At 51.9% G+C, this 18618-nt stretch carries 17 protein-coding genes and 1 pseudogene; 9 read left to right on the forward strand and 9 right to left on the reverse strand.

Annotation, left to right across the window (positions count from 1 at the left end):
- Positions 1-45 precede the first annotated feature (45 nt).
- The 3 genes and pseudogenes from ttcA to ACOTZF_RS04005 all read right to left on the reverse strand — a co-directional run bounded on the left by ttcA (position 46) and on the right by ACOTZF_RS04005 (position 1577).
- Entirely contained in the window at positions 46-981 is a 936-nt protein-coding gene (gene ttcA, locus ACOTZF_RS03995; RefSeq protein WP_023621324.1) for a tRNA 2-thiocytidine(32) synthetase TtcA, read from the reverse strand.
- Between the two features lie 37 nt (positions 982-1018).
- Positions 1019-1265, reverse strand: a pseudogene (locus ACOTZF_RS04000) (site-specific integrase); the annotation flags it as partial.
- Positions 1266-1358: 93 nt separating this feature from the next.
- On the reverse strand, positions 1359-1577 hold the full coding sequence (locus ACOTZF_RS04005) for a YgdI/YgdR family lipoprotein (RefSeq protein ID WP_032618552.1): 219 nt from the start codon (positions 1575-1577) through the stop codon (positions 1359-1361).
- A 1331-nt stretch (positions 1578-2908) separates the two neighbouring features.
- Between ACOTZF_RS04005 and msbA the strand changes: the two genes are divergently transcribed.
- From msbA to ACOTZF_RS04030, 5 genes are all read left to right on the forward strand, one after another.
- Positions 2909-4666, forward strand: coding sequence for a lipid A ABC transporter ATP-binding protein/permease MsbA (msbA, locus tag ACOTZF_RS04010; protein ID WP_129317716.1), 1758 nt, complete (start codon positions 2909-2911; stop codon positions 4664-4666).
- Positions 4667-4855: 189 nt separating this feature from the next.
- Positions 4856-5305 (forward strand): hypothetical protein, encoded by a 450-nt coding sequence (locus tag ACOTZF_RS04015; protein WP_052250619.1) that lies wholly within the window; start codon positions 4856-4858, stop codon positions 5303-5305.
- A gap of 39 nt (positions 5306-5344) precedes the next feature.
- On the forward strand, positions 5345-5542 hold the full coding sequence (locus ACOTZF_RS04020) for a hypothetical protein (protein WP_013096459.1): 198 nt from the start codon (positions 5345-5347) through the stop codon (positions 5540-5542).
- 3 nt (positions 5543-5545) lie between these two features.
- Positions 5546-5971: a GFA family protein gene (locus ACOTZF_RS04025; RefSeq protein WP_038985133.1), complete on the forward strand. Its 426-nt coding sequence runs from the start codon at positions 5546-5548 to the stop codon at positions 5969-5971.
- A gap of 65 nt (positions 5972-6036) precedes the next feature.
- Positions 6037-6114, forward strand: a complete 78-nt coding sequence (locus ACOTZF_RS04030; RefSeq protein ID WP_223232805.1) for a hypothetical protein — start codon at positions 6037-6039, stop codon at positions 6112-6114.
- Between the two features lie 334 nt (positions 6115-6448).
- Here ACOTZF_RS04030 and ompC read toward each other — a convergent pair whose 3' ends face one another.
- Together ompC and nifJ are read right to left on the reverse strand one after the other, a co-directional pair.
- Positions 6449-7558, reverse strand: coding sequence for a porin OmpC (gene ompC, locus ACOTZF_RS04035; protein WP_038985136.1), 1110 nt, complete (start codon positions 7556-7558; stop codon positions 6449-6451).
- Between the two features lie 388 nt (positions 7559-7946).
- Positions 7947-11471, reverse strand: coding sequence for a pyruvate:ferredoxin (flavodoxin) oxidoreductase (nifJ, locus tag ACOTZF_RS04040; RefSeq protein ID WP_129317717.1), 3525 nt, complete (start codon positions 11469-11471; stop codon positions 7947-7949).
- Positions 11472-11744: 273 nt separating this feature from the next.
- On the opposite strand from nifJ, the gene ACOTZF_RS04045 reads away from it, so the two are divergent.
- Complete coding sequence (locus tag ACOTZF_RS04045; RefSeq protein ID WP_013096465.1) at positions 11745-12011, forward strand: DUF333 domain-containing protein; 267 nt, start codon at positions 11745-11747, stop codon at positions 12009-12011.
- Here ACOTZF_RS04045 and hslJ read toward each other — a convergent pair whose 3' ends face one another.
- The 4 genes from hslJ to ACOTZF_RS04065 all read right to left on the reverse strand — a co-directional run bounded on the left by hslJ (position 12012) and on the right by ACOTZF_RS04065 (position 15115).
- Positions 12012-12449 carry a heat shock protein HslJ gene (gene hslJ / locus ACOTZF_RS04050; protein ID WP_013096466.1) on the reverse strand — a complete coding sequence of 146 codons (438 nt, stop codon included), beginning with the start codon at positions 12447-12449 and terminating at the stop codon, positions 12012-12014.
- A 127-nt stretch (positions 12450-12576) separates the two neighbouring features.
- Complete coding sequence (locus tag ACOTZF_RS04055) at positions 12577-12705, reverse strand: DUF2474 domain-containing protein (RefSeq protein ID WP_013096467.1); 129 nt, start codon at positions 12703-12705, stop codon at positions 12577-12579.
- Positions 12705-13715, reverse strand: a complete 1011-nt coding sequence (cydB, locus tag ACOTZF_RS04060; protein ID WP_100168161.1) for a cytochrome d ubiquinol oxidase subunit II — start codon at positions 13713-13715, stop codon at positions 12705-12707. Before cydB ends, ACOTZF_RS04055 begins: the two co-directional genes overlap by 1 nt.
- A complete protein-coding gene (locus tag ACOTZF_RS04065) occupies positions 13715-15115 on the reverse strand; it encodes a cytochrome ubiquinol oxidase subunit I (protein ID WP_129251764.1) in 1401 nt (466 codons plus the stop codon). The genes cydB and ACOTZF_RS04065 overlap by 1 nt, the downstream gene beginning before the upstream one ends.
- Before the next feature lie 392 nt (positions 15116-15507).
- Between ACOTZF_RS04065 and ACOTZF_RS04070 the strand changes: the two genes are divergently transcribed.
- The 3 genes from ACOTZF_RS04070 (at position 15508) to ydcS (ending at position 18607) form a co-directional block, all read left to right on the forward strand.
- On the forward strand, positions 15508-15696 hold the full coding sequence (locus tag ACOTZF_RS04070) for a cold-shock protein (RefSeq protein WP_129251762.1): 189 nt from the start codon (positions 15508-15510) through the stop codon (positions 15694-15696).
- An 82-nt stretch (positions 15697-15778) separates the two neighbouring features.
- Positions 15779-17188 (forward strand): PLP-dependent aminotransferase family protein, encoded by a 1410-nt coding sequence (locus ACOTZF_RS04075; RefSeq protein ID WP_129251760.1) that lies wholly within the window; start codon positions 15779-15781, stop codon positions 17186-17188.
- A gap of 273 nt (positions 17189-17461) precedes the next feature.
- On the forward strand, positions 17462-18607 hold the full coding sequence (gene ydcS, locus ACOTZF_RS04080) for a putative ABC transporter substrate-binding protein YdcS (protein WP_014832084.1): 1146 nt from the start codon (positions 17462-17464) through the stop codon (positions 18605-18607).
- The last annotated feature ends 11 nt before the right edge of the window (positions 18608-18618 follow it).

Raw genomic sequence — 18618 nt, forward strand, 5'->3', positions numbered from 1 at the left:
CGGCAGAAAAAAAGCGTCTCAGATGGACTCTGAGACGCGACAGGATTATTTCACTTCAAGTACGTTCAGGCGCAGCTCGTCAAACTGATTATCATCATCTTCCGGCTGCCAGCCTGCAGGCTGCATGGGGATCTCTTCCCGGTCAAACGCCAGATCGCCGCCATTCACCACCTCTGAATCATGGTTGATGCCTTTGAAGTCAAACAGCTCAACATCCGCAAGGTGAGAAGGCACCACGTTCTGCATTGCGCTGAACATGGTTTCGATGCGCCCTGGATAACGTTTATCCCAGTCACGCAGCATGTCACCAATGACCTGGCGCTGCAGGTTCGGCTGAGATCCACACAGGTTACATGGGATAATCGGGAAAGCTTTCGCCTGGGAGAAGCGTTCAATGTCCTTCTCGCGGCAATAGGCGAGAGGGCGGATGACAATATGTTTGCCGTCATCGCTCATCAGCTTAGGCGGCATGCCTTTCATCTTCCCGCCGTAGAACATGTTCAGGAACAGCGTTTGCAGGATATCGTCGCGGTGATGACCCAGCGCAATTTTGGTTGCGCCCAGCTCCGTCGCGGTCCGGTACAGAATGCCACGACGCAGACGAGAGCAGAGAGAGCAGGTGGTTTTACCCTCCGGGATCTTCTCTTTTACGATACCGTAGGTATTTTCTTCGACGATTTTGTACTCAACACCCAGCTTATCGAGATATTCCGGCAGGATATGCTCAGGGAAACCCGGCTGTTTCTGGTCAAGGTTTACGGCCACCAGGGAGAATTTCACCGGCGCGCTCTGCTGAAGATTACGCAGGATCTCCAGCATGGTGTAGCTGTCTTTACCCCCTGACAGGCAAACCATGATGCGGTCGCCTTCTTCAATCATATTGAAGTCTGCAATGGCTTCGCCCACATTACGGCGCAGCCGCTTCTGCAGCTTGTTGAGGTTGTATTGTTCTTTCTTTGTATTTGATTGATTGTCTTGCATTTATTGCTACCTTCGGAGCCAGCAGGGGCAAAAGTTTTCAGCGTGCCAGCTTATCGTTAAGCATCAGCACCTGTTCGCCATTCATTTTCCACGCATTCTATGCCGCAACTGTCTGGCTATGAAAGATGGGTTAACGCCGGCAGTCAATGCCAGCGGGCAAAAGTATGTCGCGTATGGTACGGATTCCGGCGGCGAATACCAGCACGTTTTACAGCGATGAAGGATCTTGTGCCGACTTGCGGTAAAGCGTAATCGGCTTTCTGTTCGCCATCAGCGAGACGTGGTCGTTAAAACAGATAACATACGGTGGGTAAGGGCAGGCAAGCTCCGCTCAATAAAATGGCGGAGCCAGTAAAACGGAAGGACAGATCAGGTGGTTACTTTTCTACAATCTCTTTCACATCCGATTGATGGATCTGATGAATGCTGCCATCTGCATCTTTGTATGAAATTAAACCGGTGTCTTTATCTCGCTCTGGTTTTCCATGTGTGGTCATCATATGTCCATCTTTGGTCGATATAACATAATCACTTGAGCACCCTGTTATTGCTAACGCGACACCTAATGCCAAAAATGCAAAAATACCACCCTTCATATTAACCTCTAATTAACTTTATAGTTACAATCGTTTTAATACAGCATTATTTAACAACAGTGAATTGCAACGCTTCGTCAACGAAAGGGAATTTCCATTTAAAGAAAAAAAGAGCAATAAACGGCCACAGCGTACCCGTATATGTGGCGTTTAATCTTGTGCTTCTTTTTGAAATCCGTCTTTTTTTAGATGTAATCCTTTATGACTATTTCACGTTGCTCTTCATTCGCATCAGTATTGATTTAACTTGTATCGCTGCTTATTATCTTGCGTTTTAGCGTATGGGAATGTGAAGCTCGCATGCGACTTTACTGACGTGCTGGCAGCTAGGATTAGACAATCACTGGCGAACGATTCCCTTAAGATGATATCCCACAGGAAGGGTTGAAAGTGTTTAAGTTAAGTACTTTTGGTTTTATGATTTTATTGTGCTCAGGGTGTAGTTCTGATGTGGTTATCACTCCTGCGGAAAAACCGGTTTATAAGCCAATGCCTGATATAACGCAATCTGTAACACCGTCTCAGCAACGGGCGATCATGGCTGGTGAACGTCCCGACTGGACAGACAGAGCGCCGGTCACCACGATCAGGCGTTATTGATTTCTGCTTATCATCTTCAGGCTGCATAGCGCAGCGATTTCATAAGTAGTAGAGAACAACCCAGGACCTCACGATGGGGTCCTGCATGCTGATACGTAGTTTTAACGTGACCTGCACAAATAGCCACTTAAACTGCACTGTGTTGAGAGTCTATTCATCTTCAAGCTATTAAGCTGTTTTCCCCGTACAAAGCAGGAGGGAAACGGTGATGGCTGTTTTAAAAGTATGTCTTTTAGTTGGGTGCTTCCTGGCGGGTTGTGTCTTGTATCTTCATCTTTTTACGTCAATGAAGGAAGCATGCATAAAAGATACGGCAGGAGAAGTGTTTCACGTGCGTCAGGTTGAAAATGCTACTGATTGTCAGTCTTTTAACTGGAGCATGTATATACAGTGTGGCTATTTTTAGTCGTAAATATAACAAATGATCAACATGCACAAAGCGAAAATTTATATGCGGTAAAAGAAAGTGCAATCAGTAAACATTAAGATTTATCTGCTTCTGTTTTATTCATTTCTTTCTGGTGTGGGATATGTTAATAGATGGTTGGATAACAGGGTGAAATGAAGTTAAAAATAAAATAAGCATAATGAACATGACAGAGCAAAAAAATATTTTTCGCGAGTGGTTAGATATTCGTTGAAGTAACACAACATACCCTTAATACCGTTGTGCAGTGGTTCCTTTAAAACTGTACGTTATGCTCAACGGCTCTCATTATTAAGGCTCCCGTATGCAAACTGACAAAGACCTTTCCACCTGGCTCACGTTTCGCCGTCTTTGGCCTATAATATCGCCTTTTAAGAAAGGACTATTGGTTGCGGCATTAGCATTAATGATAAATGCCGCCTGCGATCCTTTTATGCTGTCTTTGCTAAAGCCGTTAATGGATGATGGCGTGGGCAAAATGGACCGCTCTGTCATGTTATGGATGCCGGTTGTGGTTATCGGATTGATGACGCTACGCGGTATTACCAGTTTTATCTCCAGCTATTGTGTCTCCTGGGTCTCGGGCAAAGTGGTGATGGATGTGCGCCGGAAATTGTTCCGCCATTTGATGGGCATGCCTGTGTCGTTTTTTGACAAACAGTCAACCGGGACGTTGCTGTCGCGTATTACCTATGATTCCGAACAAGTCGCATCTTCGTCATCAGGTACGCTGATAACGGTCATCCGTGAGGGTGCGTCAATCATCGGCTTGTTCGCCATGATGTTCTACTATAGCTGGCAGCTTTCAATCATCCTGATTGTACTGGCACCTGTTATATCCGTGACTATTCGTATGGTGTCCAAACGCTTTCGCACTATCAGTAAAAGCATGCAGAATACGATGGGGCAGGTCACGGCGAGTGCTGAGCAGATGCTTAAAGGCCATAAAGAAGTATTAATTTTCGGCGGTCAGGACGTTGAAACAAAACGCTTTGATAAGGTCAGCAATAAGATGCGTTTGCAGGGAATGAAAATGATGTCCGCATCGTCAATCTCCGATCCTGTTATTCAGCTTATTGCCTCCCTGGCACTCGCGTTTGTTCTTTATGCTGCCAGCTTCCCGAGTGTTATGGCGACCCTGACGGCGGGAACGATTAGCGTCGTTTTCACATCGATGATTGCATTGATGCGGCCTCTTAAATCCCTGACCAATGTGAACGCACAGTTCCAGCGCGGGATGGCCGCTTGCCAGACGCTGTTCACTATTCTTGATTCCGAACAGGAAAAAGATGAAGGTCAGTGCGTACTTGAACGCGCTAAAGCGGACGTTGCATTTCGCAATGTGACGTTTACCTATCCGGGACGTGAGGCCCCAGCGCTACGCAATATCAGCCTGAACATACCTGCCGGTAAGACTGTTGCCCTTGTCGGACGTTCCGGCTCGGGTAAATCAACCATCGCCAGCCTGATGACGCGATTTTATGATATTGATGAAGGTGAAATTCTGCTGGACGGCCACGACCTGCGAGAATATACCCTTCAGTCGCTTCGTAACCAGGTGGCGCTGGTGTCGCAAAATGTCCACCTGTTCAACGACACGGTAGCCAACAACATCGCCTACGGTCGTACGGAGCGGTACACCCGTGAACAGATCGAAAATGCCGCGCGTATGGCAAATGCGATGGACTTTATCAACAAGATGGATAACGGTCTTGATACCATCATCGGTGAAAACGGGGTACTGCTTTCTGGTGGGCAACGGCAACGTATCGCTATTGCACGCGCACTGTTGCGGGACAGTCCAATACTCATCCTTGATGAAGCAACGTCAGCCCTGGATACGGAATCGGAACGCGCTATACAGTCTGCGCTCGAGGAACTGCAAAAGAACCGTACATCACTGGTGATTGCGCATCGTCTGTCGACTATCGAAAAAGCTGACGAAATCATTGTTGTTGAAGATGGCGTTATCGTTGAACGCGGAAGCCATGCGGAATTGCTGACTCACAATGGGGTGTACGCACAGCTTCACAAAATGCAATTCGGTGCGTCAAACAGTTAAGTCACATTCACGCTTTTTACCCCGCTTGCAAAAGCGGGGTAACCTGTAATGTCACCCAAACCTGATTTTTGGTTTTGTTGTTCGCTATTGAGCATTCTCACTGCCAATAGTAGTAGGCCAAATCCTGGTGGGTTGCTGTTTTTTGTCCGTTCTGAATAATACGTGCAACAACACGGACGACAGCATCTCATGAAAATAAAATGTATTACGCTGGCAGCGCTGATGTTTTATTCAGCGCCTGGCTGGTCGACGTTTCAGGAGCGGGAATATAATACCTGGTATATAAAAAATGCCGTTCTTTATGACATGACGCAGACGTCGGAAGGTTTTCCGGTAATGGTGAGCGTATCTCAGCCCGGGAAAAAATCCGCTAATCTGGTGGTTTCATACATCACCGAAGGTCAATGCGGAAAAAATACGCTGCCGCTTAATGTGAATGGTAAAGTACTGCCCGCCAGCTATTACTGTGTTCAGGTTGGGTCGAAAAGAATTGAACATTTTTCAGTGGTCGATGCAACCAGCGTCAATGCCCTGGTGACGCATCTGAATTCAGATTTCACTCTTCTCCTGCAAAACGATATCAAGATTTGGGCCGCAAATATCAAATCGCCGAAATACGGTCTGACACCGCGTTTTTAAAATCCTGCTACGCTTGTTTGTGGTATCAGGAGCATGAACATGAAGAACAAAGATGAACAAACCGGGTTAGTTGGGCTGGCGATTGGTGCTGCCGTTATCGGGCTTGTTTCGGCACAGAAACCGATCGATCGTAACAGCATTGTTGATGAACTGCTAAGACTCGGCAGGCAAAAGGGTGACGGCGTGGAGGATGAGGTGTTCGTCAAGGCCGCTGAGCTGGTAAGAAAAGGGGTCTAAACGATGGCAGATATCCGTCATGCCCAATGCCATTGTGGTGCAGTGGCATTCACCGTTGCGTTAACCGATGGGTTAAATACCGCCCGTCGCTGTAGCTGTTCTTTTTGTCGGATGAGAGGGGCGGTTGTGGTCTCTGCACCGTTAACCGGTATAACCGTCACCAAAGGCGAGGATAAACTTACGGAGTACCGCTTTAACACCGGTACAGCCCGGCATTTCTTCTGCTCGGTCTGCGGGATTTATACCTTCCATCAGCGGCGTTCTAATCCCAATGAATACGGTGTAAATGTCGCCTGTTTTGAAAACGTCTCTCCGTTCGATTTCCCGGAAGTGACGGTGATGGATGGGGTTAACCATCCTGCGGATGGCGAAAGTGGGGTCTTTGGCTATCTCTCTTTTCGCAAACGCGCGCCAACACAAGCGTCCTAGCCGCCTGGCCACATTGTGCTAACGCTGGCTATAGTGGGAAGTGGGTATCTTAAAGAGGAGACATTATGCTTAGTGTTGAAAAAGACGACCCACGTGAGGCGCCTGAATCAGGGGATAAAAAGCCTCAGCCCGTGAAAAAATAGCATTCACTAAGGGTATCACGGCCACCGGCACTGCTGGTGGCTTTTTGTTTTCAAAGGCTCACTGTTAATGCCTGTCGAGATGATTTAAGAGCGTGCCGAGGTGCCCAACAATATCGCGGAAATCGAAAATTAACGCCATCCACAAACACGCTAAAAGAGCCAGTAGGGCAAGGGATACACGACCAAACAACACAGTTATCCTTAATGATGAGGGGGATATCTGCGCAGTCTAACCCGCAGTCTTTCAACTTATCCTCAACAATCTCGCGATAGCGTGCTGTTGTGCGACTAACCTCAAAAAAGTGAGCCCGCATGATGCTGCGGGCTCTGATCATCAGAACTGGTAAACCAGGCCTAATGCAACGACATCATCGGTACCGATACCGTTGTTTTTGTAGAAGCTGTCATCTTCATCCAGCAGGTTGATTTTATAATCCACATAGGTGGACATGTTTTTGTTGAAGTAATAGGTTGCGCCTACGTCGGCATATTTAACCAGGTCCTGATCGCCCTGACCGTTGCCCAGGTCTTTACCTTTCGACTGCAGGTAGGAAATTGCCGGACGCAGACCAAAATCGAACTGGTATTGTGCGGTTACTTCGAAGTTCTGGGTTTTATTCGCCACGGTGCTTTCATTGTCGCCGTAAGGGGTCATATTACGGGTTTCAGAATACATTGCCGCCAGATAGAGATTGTTGGCGTCATATTTCAGACCCGCGGTCCAGGCATCCGCTTTATCCCCGCCCGCGGTGGTATTTCTCACCTGATCGTTGGTACGGTCAGAAGAGGTATAGGCCGCCCCCGCTGAAATTCCCATACCGAAATCATAGGTGGTAGAAATACCGAAGCCGTCACCGTTCTCATGACGCGTGTCGCGACCATTATTGGTCCCTTCCTGGTTATTGCTGGCATCTTCGTTATTACCCTGATACTGCAGAGCAAAGTTCAGACCCGGCACCAGACCATAGAAATCGGTGTTGCGGTAGGTTGCTACGCCATTGGCACGACCGGTCATAAAGTTATCGGCATAGGTGTAAGAGTCGCCGCCGAACTCTGGCAGCATATCGGTCCAGCCTTCCACGTCGTACAGGACGCCATAGTTACGGCCGTAGTCAAAGGAACCGTAGTCACCCACTTTCACACCGGCGAAGGCCAGACGTGTCCAGGACTGGTTGTCAGACCCTTCGGTGTTATTTGCCTGAATGTTGTATTCCCACTGTGCGTAGCCGGTCATCATATCGTTGATCTGGGTTTCGCCCTTGAAACCCAAACGCATATAGGTCTGATCGCCGTCTTTAGACGTGTCATCAGAGAAGTAGTGCAAACCATCTACTTTTCCGTACAGATCTAATTTATTGCCATCCTTATTATAAATCTCTGCTGCATGCGCAGCGCCAGCCATTAACAGAGCCGGAATCATCAGGGCCAGTACTTTTCTTTGCATTATGGTATTCCTTTGCGGTTGTTTTTATTTAATTACCTGTTGAACTTTCCTTTGCGGAGAGTTGTCACATGCTAAATCACTCCGCTGAAAGAGTAATAAATTATAATTGTTACGAAGTGAGTAAAATCTAAAGGGAATTGTTCTGCGGAAATGTTAATTTGTTTGATGAATGTTTTAGTGAAAAACATAATAAATTAAAATTATTAATCATGCAGTAAATCAGGTAATGTCTGCCCCGTTATATGCCTTTAAGATTATTATCCATAATTCCCATGAATATCATTTATTCATTTAACGTGTTGCTCAGGGATTATTTGGTCTGGCCCGGTGTGAATACACCGGGCTTTTTTTATGGCATAAAAATGCCCGGACAAGCCGGGCATGGGGATTATTCGCTGGTGGATTTTTCCGCTTTCCCGGCCATTTGCGCCAGGAAGTCGTACCGTTTTTGCAGATCGGCGGCGGCATCTTTCCACAACTGCTCAGCCACCTCTGGCTGTTGCGCATTGAGGCGACGGAAGCGTTGCTCCTGCAGCAGTGTCTCAGCCAGGGCATCTGACGGAGGACGTGAATCGAGCGCCAGCGGCAGCTTGCCTTCCTCTGCCCGGCGAGGATCAAAGCGGTACAGCGGCCAGAAGCCCGTGGCGGTCAACTGACGCATCTGGTCGTGGCTGAGCGCCAGATCGTAACCATGCTCTTCGCAAGGGCTGTAGGCGATGATAAGCGATGGGCCCGGATACGCTTCCGCCTCCTGTATCGCTTTCACCGTCTGGTTAAGCTGCGCGCCGAGCGAGATTTGCGCAACGTACACGTGGCCATACATCATCATGCTGACGCCGAGATCTTTACGCGCCTTGCGTTTCCCGTGTTCGCCAAATTTTGTTACCGCTCCTAACGGCGTGGCTTTTGACGCCTGTCCGCCGGTATTGGAATAACACTGGGTATCCAGCACCAGGATGTTCACGTTCTCGGTCAGGCTCAACACATGATCCAGCCCGCCAAAGCCAATGTCATACGCCCAGCCATCGCCGCCAATCAGCCAGATCGATTTTTCAACCAGGGCGTCAGCGTCGGTCACCAGTTGTTCTGCGCCGTCAACGCCCTGAAGGGCATTACGAAGCGCCGTAACCTGTTCGCGACGAACCTCAGGGGTGGCTTCAGCGTGCAGCGCAGCGTGCAGGTCGGCAGGGATGTTATCGGCAAACTGATCCAGCAGGCGCATCACGCGTGCGCGGTGCTGATCCACCGTTAAGCGGAAGCCAAGACCAAATTCGGCGTTATCCTCAAACAGCGAATTCGCCCATGCCGGGCCGCGGCCGTTGGCGTCGGTGGTGTATGGGGTGGACGGCAGGTTACCGCCATAGATAGACGAACAGCCGGTCGCGTTGGCGATCAGCATCCGGTCACCGTACAGTTGCGTCAGCAGTTTGATGTACGGTGTTTCCCCGCAGCCGGAGCAGGCACCAGAGTATTCGAACAGCGGCGTGATCAGCTGTGAGGTACGGATATCAATACGTTCCAGCTTGCTCCGATCGATTTCCGGCAGGTTCAGGAAGAAGTCATAATTCACTTTCTCTTCTTCCACGTGTTCCAGCCGCGACATCATATTGATGGCTTTGATATCCGGGTTCTGTCGGTCTTTGGCCGGGCAGACCTCGACGCAGAGGTTACAGCCGGTGCAATCTTCGGGTGCAACCTGCAGAACGTATTTCTGTCCGCGCATATCGCGGGATTTCACATCCAGCGAATGCAGGCTGGATGGGGCCGATTCCATCGCGTCCGGAGAAACGACTTTGGCCCGGATGGCAGAGTGCGGGCACGCTGCCACACAGTGATTGCACTGGGTACACAGCTCTTCCTTCCAGATTGGGATCTCTTCGGCGATGTTGCGTTTTTCCCAGCGGGTGGTGCCCATCGGCCAGGTGCCATCCGGCGGCAGGGCGGAGACGGGAAGGGCATCGCCCAGCCCCGCCAGCATGGCCGCCGTTACGGTTTTAACAAAATCTGGAGCCGCATCAGAAACCACCGGAGGACGGTTCGGGCTGCTGGCATTCACCGGCTGGAGCGGTACTTCAGACAGCGACTCGCGCGCCAGCGCCAGTGCCTGCCAGTTGCGTTCAACCAATTCCTGGCCTTTACTGCTGTAACTTTTGGCGATCGCGCCCTGCAGTTCCATTAAGGCGCTGTCGCCCGGCAGAATGTTTGTCAGGTGGAAGAACGCCATCTGCATGACGGTGTTGATGCGCACGGCAAGACCACATTCGCGGGCAATCTTCGCTGCGTTGATGACAAAAAGCCGCGCTTTTTTCTGATTAAGCACTGCCTGCACTTCCTGCGGCAGGCGCGCCCAGACTTCATCCGCACTGTACGGTGTGTTGAGCAGGAAAATACCGCCAGGTTTGAGACGTTCGGCCATCTGGTATTTATCGATAAACTGCAGCTGGTGACAGCCGACAAAATCAGCCTGCGAAATGAGATACGCGGAGCGGATAGGGTGTTCGCTGACGCGCAGATGGGACACGGTCAGCCCGCCGGCTTTCTTGGAGTCATAGACGAAATAACCCTGTGCATACCACGGTGTGGAATTACCGATGATCTTGATGTTGTTCTTGGTTGCCGAAACGCTGCCGTCGCTGCCCAGACCGTAGAACAACGCCTCAAGTTTCGCGCCGGAGGGCAGGGTGTTTTCCGGCAAGGCCAGTGAGAGATGAGTGACATCGTCATAAATACCGACCGTAAAGCGAGGCTTCGGCTTCGTTTCACTCAGCTCATTAAACACCGCCAGCACGCAATCCGGACCGAACTCTTTGGACGACAAACCATAACGCCCGCCAATGACACGCGGCAGCGTTTCGCGCTCGCCGTTACTGAAGGCTTCCGCCAGTGCGGTCATGACGTCCAGATACAGCGGTTCTGCGTGTGCGCCTGGCTCTTTGGTACGATCGAGCACGGCCACGCTACGTGCGCTCTCCGGCAGCGCAGAGAGCAGATGTTTCGCTGAGAACGGGCGGAAAAGGCGAACTTTCAGCACCCCAACTTTCTCGCCGCGCGTCAGCAGTTCATCCACGACTTCTTCACAGGTGCCAATGGCTGAACCCATCAGCACAATCACGCGTTCCGGCTGTGGATGGCCATAATATTCAAACGGTTTATATTCCCGTCCGGTGGCGGCAGCGAAATCGTTCATCGCCTGTTCCACATGATCGTACACCGCGTTGTACCACGGGTTCGTTGCCTCGCGGGACTGGAAGTAAGTATCCGGGTTGGCCGATGTCCCGCGGATCACCGGATGTTCCGGGTTGAGTGCGCGGGCGCGATGGGCATCAATGTCCGCCTGCGGCAGAAGCGAGAGAAGGGTGTCATCTGCCAGGGGCACGATTTTGTTGATTTCGTGGGAGGTGCGGAAACCATCAAAGAAGTGAATAAACGGCACGCGGCTTTTCAGCGTCGCGATATGGGAAATTAACGCGAAATCCTGGGCCTCCTGGACGCTGCTGGCGCACAGCATCGCGCAGCCGGTCTGACGCACGGCCATCACGTCGGAGTGATCGCCAAAAATGGAGAGCGCGTGGGTAGCAACGGTTCGTGCCGCGACGTGCAGGACAAACGGGGTAAGTTGACCGGCCAGTTTGTACAGCGTCGGGATCATTAGCAGCAATCCCTGCGAGGAGGTAAACGACGTGGAGAGCGCCCCCGTCTGTAGCGCACCATGCACCGCGGCAATCGCACCCGCTTCGGACTGCATTTCGACGACTCTCGGGACATCGCCCCAGACATTTTTTAACCCGTTTCCTGCCCAGGCATCTGCCTGTTCGGCCATTGTAGAGCTTGGCGTAATCGGGTAGATGGCGATAACTTCGCTGGTGCGAAACGCGACTGACGCGACTGCACCATTACCGTCAATAGTTTGCATAGGACGACACCCTTACATTGCGCAAAAAAAGAGGGGTCCGTAAATCTGGTCAGACCCTGAATATTATTCCCTTATTTTAGCAAAGGCCGGATTTTGCGATTTTCGCATTTGTGTCCTCGGTATTCTCACCATCAATGAGTAGATCAAACTTTAGGTGAAAAAATTGCGAGAAATTGTTTCAGCAGCGCATAAATACGCACTTCTGCTCTCGACGGCACGGGATGTGATGCCTATTATGCATAGGTTTCGCATTATTCATGGGGGAGAGAGAGCATGCGTTCAGCGTTTTGGGTAGGGTGTGCCGCGTTATTGCTGTCGGCCTGTAGTAACGAACCTGTTCAGCAGGCCACGGCGGCACACGTAACGCCGGGAATGAAAGCCGCGATGTCCAGTTCTGGACAAGCCAACTGCGCGATGATTGGTGGCTCACTGTCGGTTGCCCGCCAGCTCGATGGCTCTGCGATCGGGATGTGCGCCTTGCCAAACGGCAAACGCTGCAGTGAACAGTCGCTTGCCGTTGGATCCTGCGGTAGCTACTGATTATTCAGCGCGTTTAAACATCAGCGTTTTGTCGGCTGTCGCCAGCGTTAACTGGTCTTCAGTCAGGTCGACCTGCGCCCCTTTGCGCAGCATGTCGCCGATGGCCTGATCCAGCTCGTTCAATTGTGGTTCGGTACAGAGTTTGCGCGTCATCGCCAGCCCTTTAACCTTAAGTTCCCCTTCGGACAATTTTCCCTGTCCGTTGAAGCGGTTACACATCACGCCGGAAATGCTGATGTTATTAACCAGGCTGATATCGGGCAACGCGCTAAAACTGATCTCAGGTTGCGTTGTCGTGGCCTTCACGGCTTTCCCGTCCACATTTTCCAGCACAAAGCGGTGGTTCTTAAGCTGCTCCGGCTGAACAGACGCTTTACCCGGATTAACGCAGCCGGAGAGGACAAGACTGATAACACTTAACGCAATGAGTTTTTTCATTTTTCTTCTCGAACTATAAATACTGTGAATCATTTACCAGTGTAACGATACGCTGGCGTGCGTTAATGGGGTTTATCTGAAAGTGCGGGAAGAAGACCGGGCAACGCAGCGGTTGCCCGGGACAAGATCAGTGAGATTTAAACCCGGCGGCCGTCATCAGCATGCGGAAGAACATACTGACAGCTGCCAGCGCCAGTACGCTGCCGCCCCAGATAATGGCCAGCCACAGCAATCGTTTCCAGACAGGCTGTTGCATCAGTGATAACCCTCCCCATGCTGTACTTTTCCGCGAAATACGTAATAACTCCAGAAGGTGTAGACCAGAATCACGGGAATGATCAACAACGCACCTACCAGCATAAAGCCCTGACTTTGTGTCGGCGCGGCCGCCTGCCACAGGGTGATCGACGGTGGAATAATATGCGGCCAGATGCTGATCCCAAGCCCGCTAAAGCCGAGAAAAATAAGCCCCAGCGTCAGGATAAACGGCCGATTATGGCTTTGCAGATTATTCAGGCAGCGCCACTGATACAGGCTCAGCAGGACGACCAGAGCCGGAACCGGCAACAGATAAAACAGGTTCGGCAGCGTAAACCAGCGCGCGGCGATGGCCGGGTGCGCCAGCGGGGTCCAGAGACTGATCGCCGCGATAACGGCCAGCAGCACAATTAAGAGCGTTTTAGAAACTTCGCGCATCCGCTGTTGCAGGGCATTTTCACTTTTCATCACCAGCCAGGTGGCGCCCAGCAGCGCATAGGCCACCACCAGACCCGCGCCACAGAACAGGTTAAACGCGGTAAACCAGTCAAAGGGACCGCCGGTATAGGCACGCCCGGTGACGGCAAACCCGTTTATGACGGCACCCACCGTCACGCCCTGGGTAAACGTCGCCAGAAGTGAACCGCCAATAAAGGCTTTATCCCAGAACGGACGGTGCGCTGGCGTTGCTTTAAAACGAAACTCAAACGCCACGCCACGAAAAATAAGACCGATCAGCATTAATGTCAGCGGAATGGTGAGGGCATCGATAATCACCGCGTAGGCCAGCGGAAAGGCACCGAAGAGGGCAGCGCCGCCCAGCACCAGCCAGGTTTCATTCCCGTCCCAGACCGGGGCGACGCTGTTGACCATCACATCGCGATCGTCCGGGTTTTGCGTCATCGGGAACAGAATGCCGATCCCCAGATCAAAACCGTCCATCACGATATACATCAGCGTCGCGAAGACGATGATGACAAACCAGATAATGGAAAGATCGATACCCATTATGGCTGCTCCTTATTGCCAGTGGTAACTGCGGAAAGCGGGCGTGCCGGACGTCCATCGGCCTCGGTGGCGAACGATTCGTGAGGCTGAGGTCCTTTTTTAATCAGGCGCACCATATAGCTGTAACCGACGCCGAAGACCGAGGTGTAAACGACGAAGAAAGCCAGCAAACTGACGCTCATATGCAGATCGCCATGGGCGGATACCGCATCCCGGGTACGTTGAAGCCCATAGACGACCCACGGCTGGCGTCCTACTTCGGTGGTCACCCATCCGGCCAGTATGGCGATCAACCCTGAAGGCCCCATCAGCAGGGCAAACCACAGGAAGGGGCGCGAGGTGTAAACGCGCTTTTTATAGCGCAACCAGAGCGCCACCACGCCGAGCAGCAGCATCAGCATGCCTAAGCCCGCCATAATGCGGAACGACCAGAAGACAATGGTGGAATTTGGACGATCTTCCTTCGGGAACTCCTTGAGCGCCGGAACCTGTTTATCCAGACTGTGCGTCAGGATAAGGCTGCCAAGAGCGGGGATCTCAAGGCCAAAGCGGGTGCGCTCCAGTTCCATATCTGGCCAGCCAAACAGCAGTAGCGGGGTAGGTTCCCCCGGTGGGTTTTCCCAGTGCCCCTCAATGGCGGCGATTTTGGCAGGCTGATGCTTTAAGGTATTCAGCCCATGCATATCACCGACCATTGCCTGGATGGGGGCCACAATCAGGGTCATCCACAGCGCCATAGAAAACATAGCGCGGATGGCAGGCGTATTGTTTCCGCGCAGCAGATGCCATGCCGCCGATGCGCCAACAAACAGGGCGCTACTGAGGAAGGCGGCTATCGACATATGCAGCAGACGATAAGGGAAGGAGGGGTTAAAGACCACGGCAAACCAGTCTACCGGGACGACCTGCCCGTTGACGATCTCATAGCCCTGTGGGGTCTGCATCCAGCTATTGGAGGAGAGGATCCAGAAGGTGGAGATAATTGTCCCCAGCGCCACCATACAGGTGGCGAAGAAGTGCAGCCCAGGCCCGACTTTATTCCAGCCGAACAGCATCACGCCGAGGAATCCGGCCTCAAGGAAAAAGGCGGTCAGCACTTCATAGGTCAGAAGCGGGCCGGTAATGCTGCCCGCAAACTGCGAAAATCCACTCCAGTTAGTGCCAAACTGATACGCCATCACCAGCCCGGAGACCACGCCCATGCCAAAGTTAACGGCAAAAATCCTGGACCAGAAGTGGTACAGCGAGCGCCAGATCGGATTTTTTGTTTTCAGCCACAGCCCTTCAAGCACAGCAAGATAGCTTGCCAGGCCGAGAGTGATTGCCGGGAAAATAATGTGGAAGGATACGGTAAAGGCAAACTGTATCCGTGCAAGGTGAAAAGCATCTAAACCAAACATGCACAGCCTCAATGTCAAACGGTGTGCTGTTATGGTACAGAGGCGCAGATCAGACTATCAGACGCAGAAACGCGAAATTTAACCATAACAGTTGGCAAAAAGCTCCCGCTTTTCCCATCTGATATACTTCATTATACGGCATAAAAATATTATTTTAATGAATTTTATGCATTAAACCGCTTGCTTTGTCGTCGGCACCGTGCGTTAATGGTCTTCTGGTATTGAGTCCAAATAAATATCTGACGTAGTTTTATAAAGCAGTTCTCATCACGTTGTGCCTCTCCGCAGCCTCTCTTGGGTCTTTATCTACATTCCGATTAGTTTTGTTTCAAACCATTATCGCCTGATCGGCTCATGAGTAATTTACGTTTTTACGTTTACAGGAGAATCCTATGACTTCTTATATCCATTTTCGCTGCCCATGCTGTCATGGCTCGCAGTACCGTACTTCAGCCTTTGATGTGTCTGAGAAAAATCCCTTCGGCGCAAAATGCATCTTTTGCAAATCGCCAATGATTACACTCGACCATCTGGCCACGGCGCGTCTCGCACACAATCATGTGACCGAATACCGTAAGTAATTCATTTCATAAACCATAACAGTTAGCAAAATCTTCTCTTTTTCTCCTGCTGATATACACTGTCCGCAATAAGGAGAATCTGATGAAAAAATACCAGCGTCTGGCGCAACAAATTATCTCGCAGATTGAGCTTGGCGTATGGTTGCCGGGCGATAAGCTGCCTTCTCTGCGAGAGCAGGTGGCGAGCAGCGGCATGAGTTTTATGACCGTGGGCCACGCGTATCAGATGCTGGAAAGTCAGGGGCGCATTGTCGCCAGACCGCAGTCGGGCTATTACGTTGCCTCGCGCCCGACCGCACAACAGCCAGCGCCACCTGCACAGGTCATGCGCGACGAAGCGGTGGACATCAACACCTATATCTTCGACGTTCTGCAGGCCAGCCGCGACCCGTCGGTTGTTCCTTTTGCTTCCGCTTTTCCCGACCCGCGTCTTTTCCCGCTTCAGCAACTCAACCGCTCGCTGGCAAACGTCAGCAAAACCGCGACGGCGATGAGCGTGATTGAAAACCTGCCGCCGGGTAATGTCGATTTGCGCCACGCCATTGCCCGCCGCTATGCACAGCAGGGGATGAATATCTCACCGGAGGAGATCGTGATCACCGCAGGCGCGCTCGAAGCGCTGAACTTGAGTCTCCAGGCGGTGACCGAGCCGGGGGACTGGGTGATTGTCGAAAACCCCTGTTTCTACGGCGCGCTGCAGGCGCTGGAACGCCTGAAGTTGAAGGCCCTGTCGATTGCGACGGACGTGCGCGAGGGGATCGATCTCAATGCCCTTGAACAGGCGCTGAATGACTACCCGGCCAAGGCCTGCTGGATAATGACCAACAGTCAAAATCCGCTTGGCTTTACGCTCAGCCCGGAGAAAAAAGCGCAGCTTGTGGCGCTGCTGACGAGGCACAACGTCACGCTGATTGAAGATGATGTCTACAGCGAGCTCTATTTTGGCCGTGAAAAGCCGCTCCCGGCGAAAGCATGGGATCGTCAGGACATGACGCTGCACTGCTCCTCGTTTTCGAAATGTCTGGTGGCCGGTTTTCGCATCGGCTGGGTAGCGGCGGGTAAACATGCGCGGCGTATTCAGCAGCTTCAGCTGATGAGCACGCTCTCTACCAGCTCCCCGATGCAGCTGGCGCTGGTGGATTACCTCGCGACCAAACGCTACGACGCCCATCTTCGCCGCCTGCGACGTACGCTGGCCGAGCGTAAACAGCAGGCGTGGCAGTCACTTTTGCGCCATATGCCGCCGGGCGTCAAAATCCATCATAACGACAGCGGCTACTTTTTGTGGCTGGAGCTTCCGGCACAGCTGGATGCAGGGCTGTTAAGCGAACAGGCGTTACGCCATCACATCAGTATTGCCCCAGGCAAAATGTTTTCCACCTCAGATGTCTGGACACCTTTTTTCCGTTTTAATACCTCCTGGGCATGGGGAGAGCGGGAAGAGCAGGCCGTTATTCAGTTAGGGAAATTAATCAGCAGCATGTTGAAATAACGATTCCGGCCTCTCGCTAAATAATCATTGCTTATCTTTTTGCCGCCGCGGCGACCATTTTGCCGCGTCGCATCATACGAAATCTGCATACCACCTCTCACGCCTAACCCCTTGTCTATAATCCAGTTAACGGGGAATGCGCCCTCGGTCACACCTTGATGAAATTTCCTTAAGCCGCACGGTGCGGGGCATTTGCGCGGTCTACGTTTAATGAGGGAGATATTTTTACGGCACGGCTGCCGCTAAATTTTCATTGCGACTGGAGTAATGTTTATGAGCAAAAAATTTGCCCGCAGCAGCCTGTGTGCGCTTGGTATGGCAATAATGACCGCGCAAGCCGCCGAGCCACCGAAAGCGATTGGCGACGGAGAGGGTCGGCTGGATATTATTGCCTGGCCGGGTTACATCGAGCGGGGACAAACGGATAAAAATTATGACTGGGTAACCCAGTTTGAAAAAGAGACCGGCTGTGCGGTAAACGTCAAAACCGCCGCCACGTCGGACGAGATGGTGAGCCTGATGGCGAAAGGTGGGTATGACCTGGTCACCGCGTCCGGAGATGCGTCGCTCCGTCTGATTATGGGAAAACGCGTTCAGCCGATTAACCCGGAACTCATCCCCAACTGGAAAACCCTCGACCCGCGTCTCGTTAAAGGTGAGTGGTTTAACGTGGGCGGCAATGTCTACGGCACGCCGTATCAGTGGGGGCCAAACCTGCTGATGTACAACACCAAAACCTTCCCGACACCGCCGGACAGCTGGAGCGTGGTGTTTGTAAAACAGGACTTACCGGACGGTAAAACCAACCAGGGCCGCGTGCAGGCCTATGACGGTCCGATTTACATTGCCGATGCGGCGCTGTTTGTGAAGGCCACTCAACCCCAGTTGGGTATTAACGACCCCTACCAGCTGACGGAAGAACAGTACGCTGCGGTTCTGAAAGTGCTACGCGATCAGCACGCCCTGATCCACCGCTACTGGCATGACACCACCGTACAGATGAGTGACTTTAAGAATGAAGGCGTGGTGGCGTCCAGCGCCTGGCCATACCAGGCGAATGCCCTGAAAGCCGAAAACCAGCCGATCGCGACGGTCTTCCCGAAAGAGGGCGTCACGGGCTGGGCAGACACCACTATGCTTCACGCGCAGGCAAAACACCCGATGTGTGCTTACAAATGGATGAACTGGTCGCTGACGCCAAAAGTGCAGGGCGATCTGGCGGCGTGGTTTGGCTCTCTGCCGGTGGTGGCGCAAGGGTGTAAGGCCAGTACGCTGCTGGGTGAGAAAGGCTGTGAAACCAACGGTTACGACGCCTTTGACAAAATCAAGTTCTGGAAAACCCCGATCGCCGAAGGCGGCAAATATGTGCCTTACAGCCGCTGGACGCAGGATTACATCGCCATCATGGGTGGCCGTTAATCATCCGGGAG

The sequence above is a fragment of the Enterobacter cloacae complex sp. SHL021 genome (assembly GCF_049237765.1).
In the GTDB taxonomy this organism is placed as follows: Bacteria; Pseudomonadota; Gammaproteobacteria; order Enterobacterales; family Enterobacteriaceae; genus Enterobacter; species Enterobacter cloacae.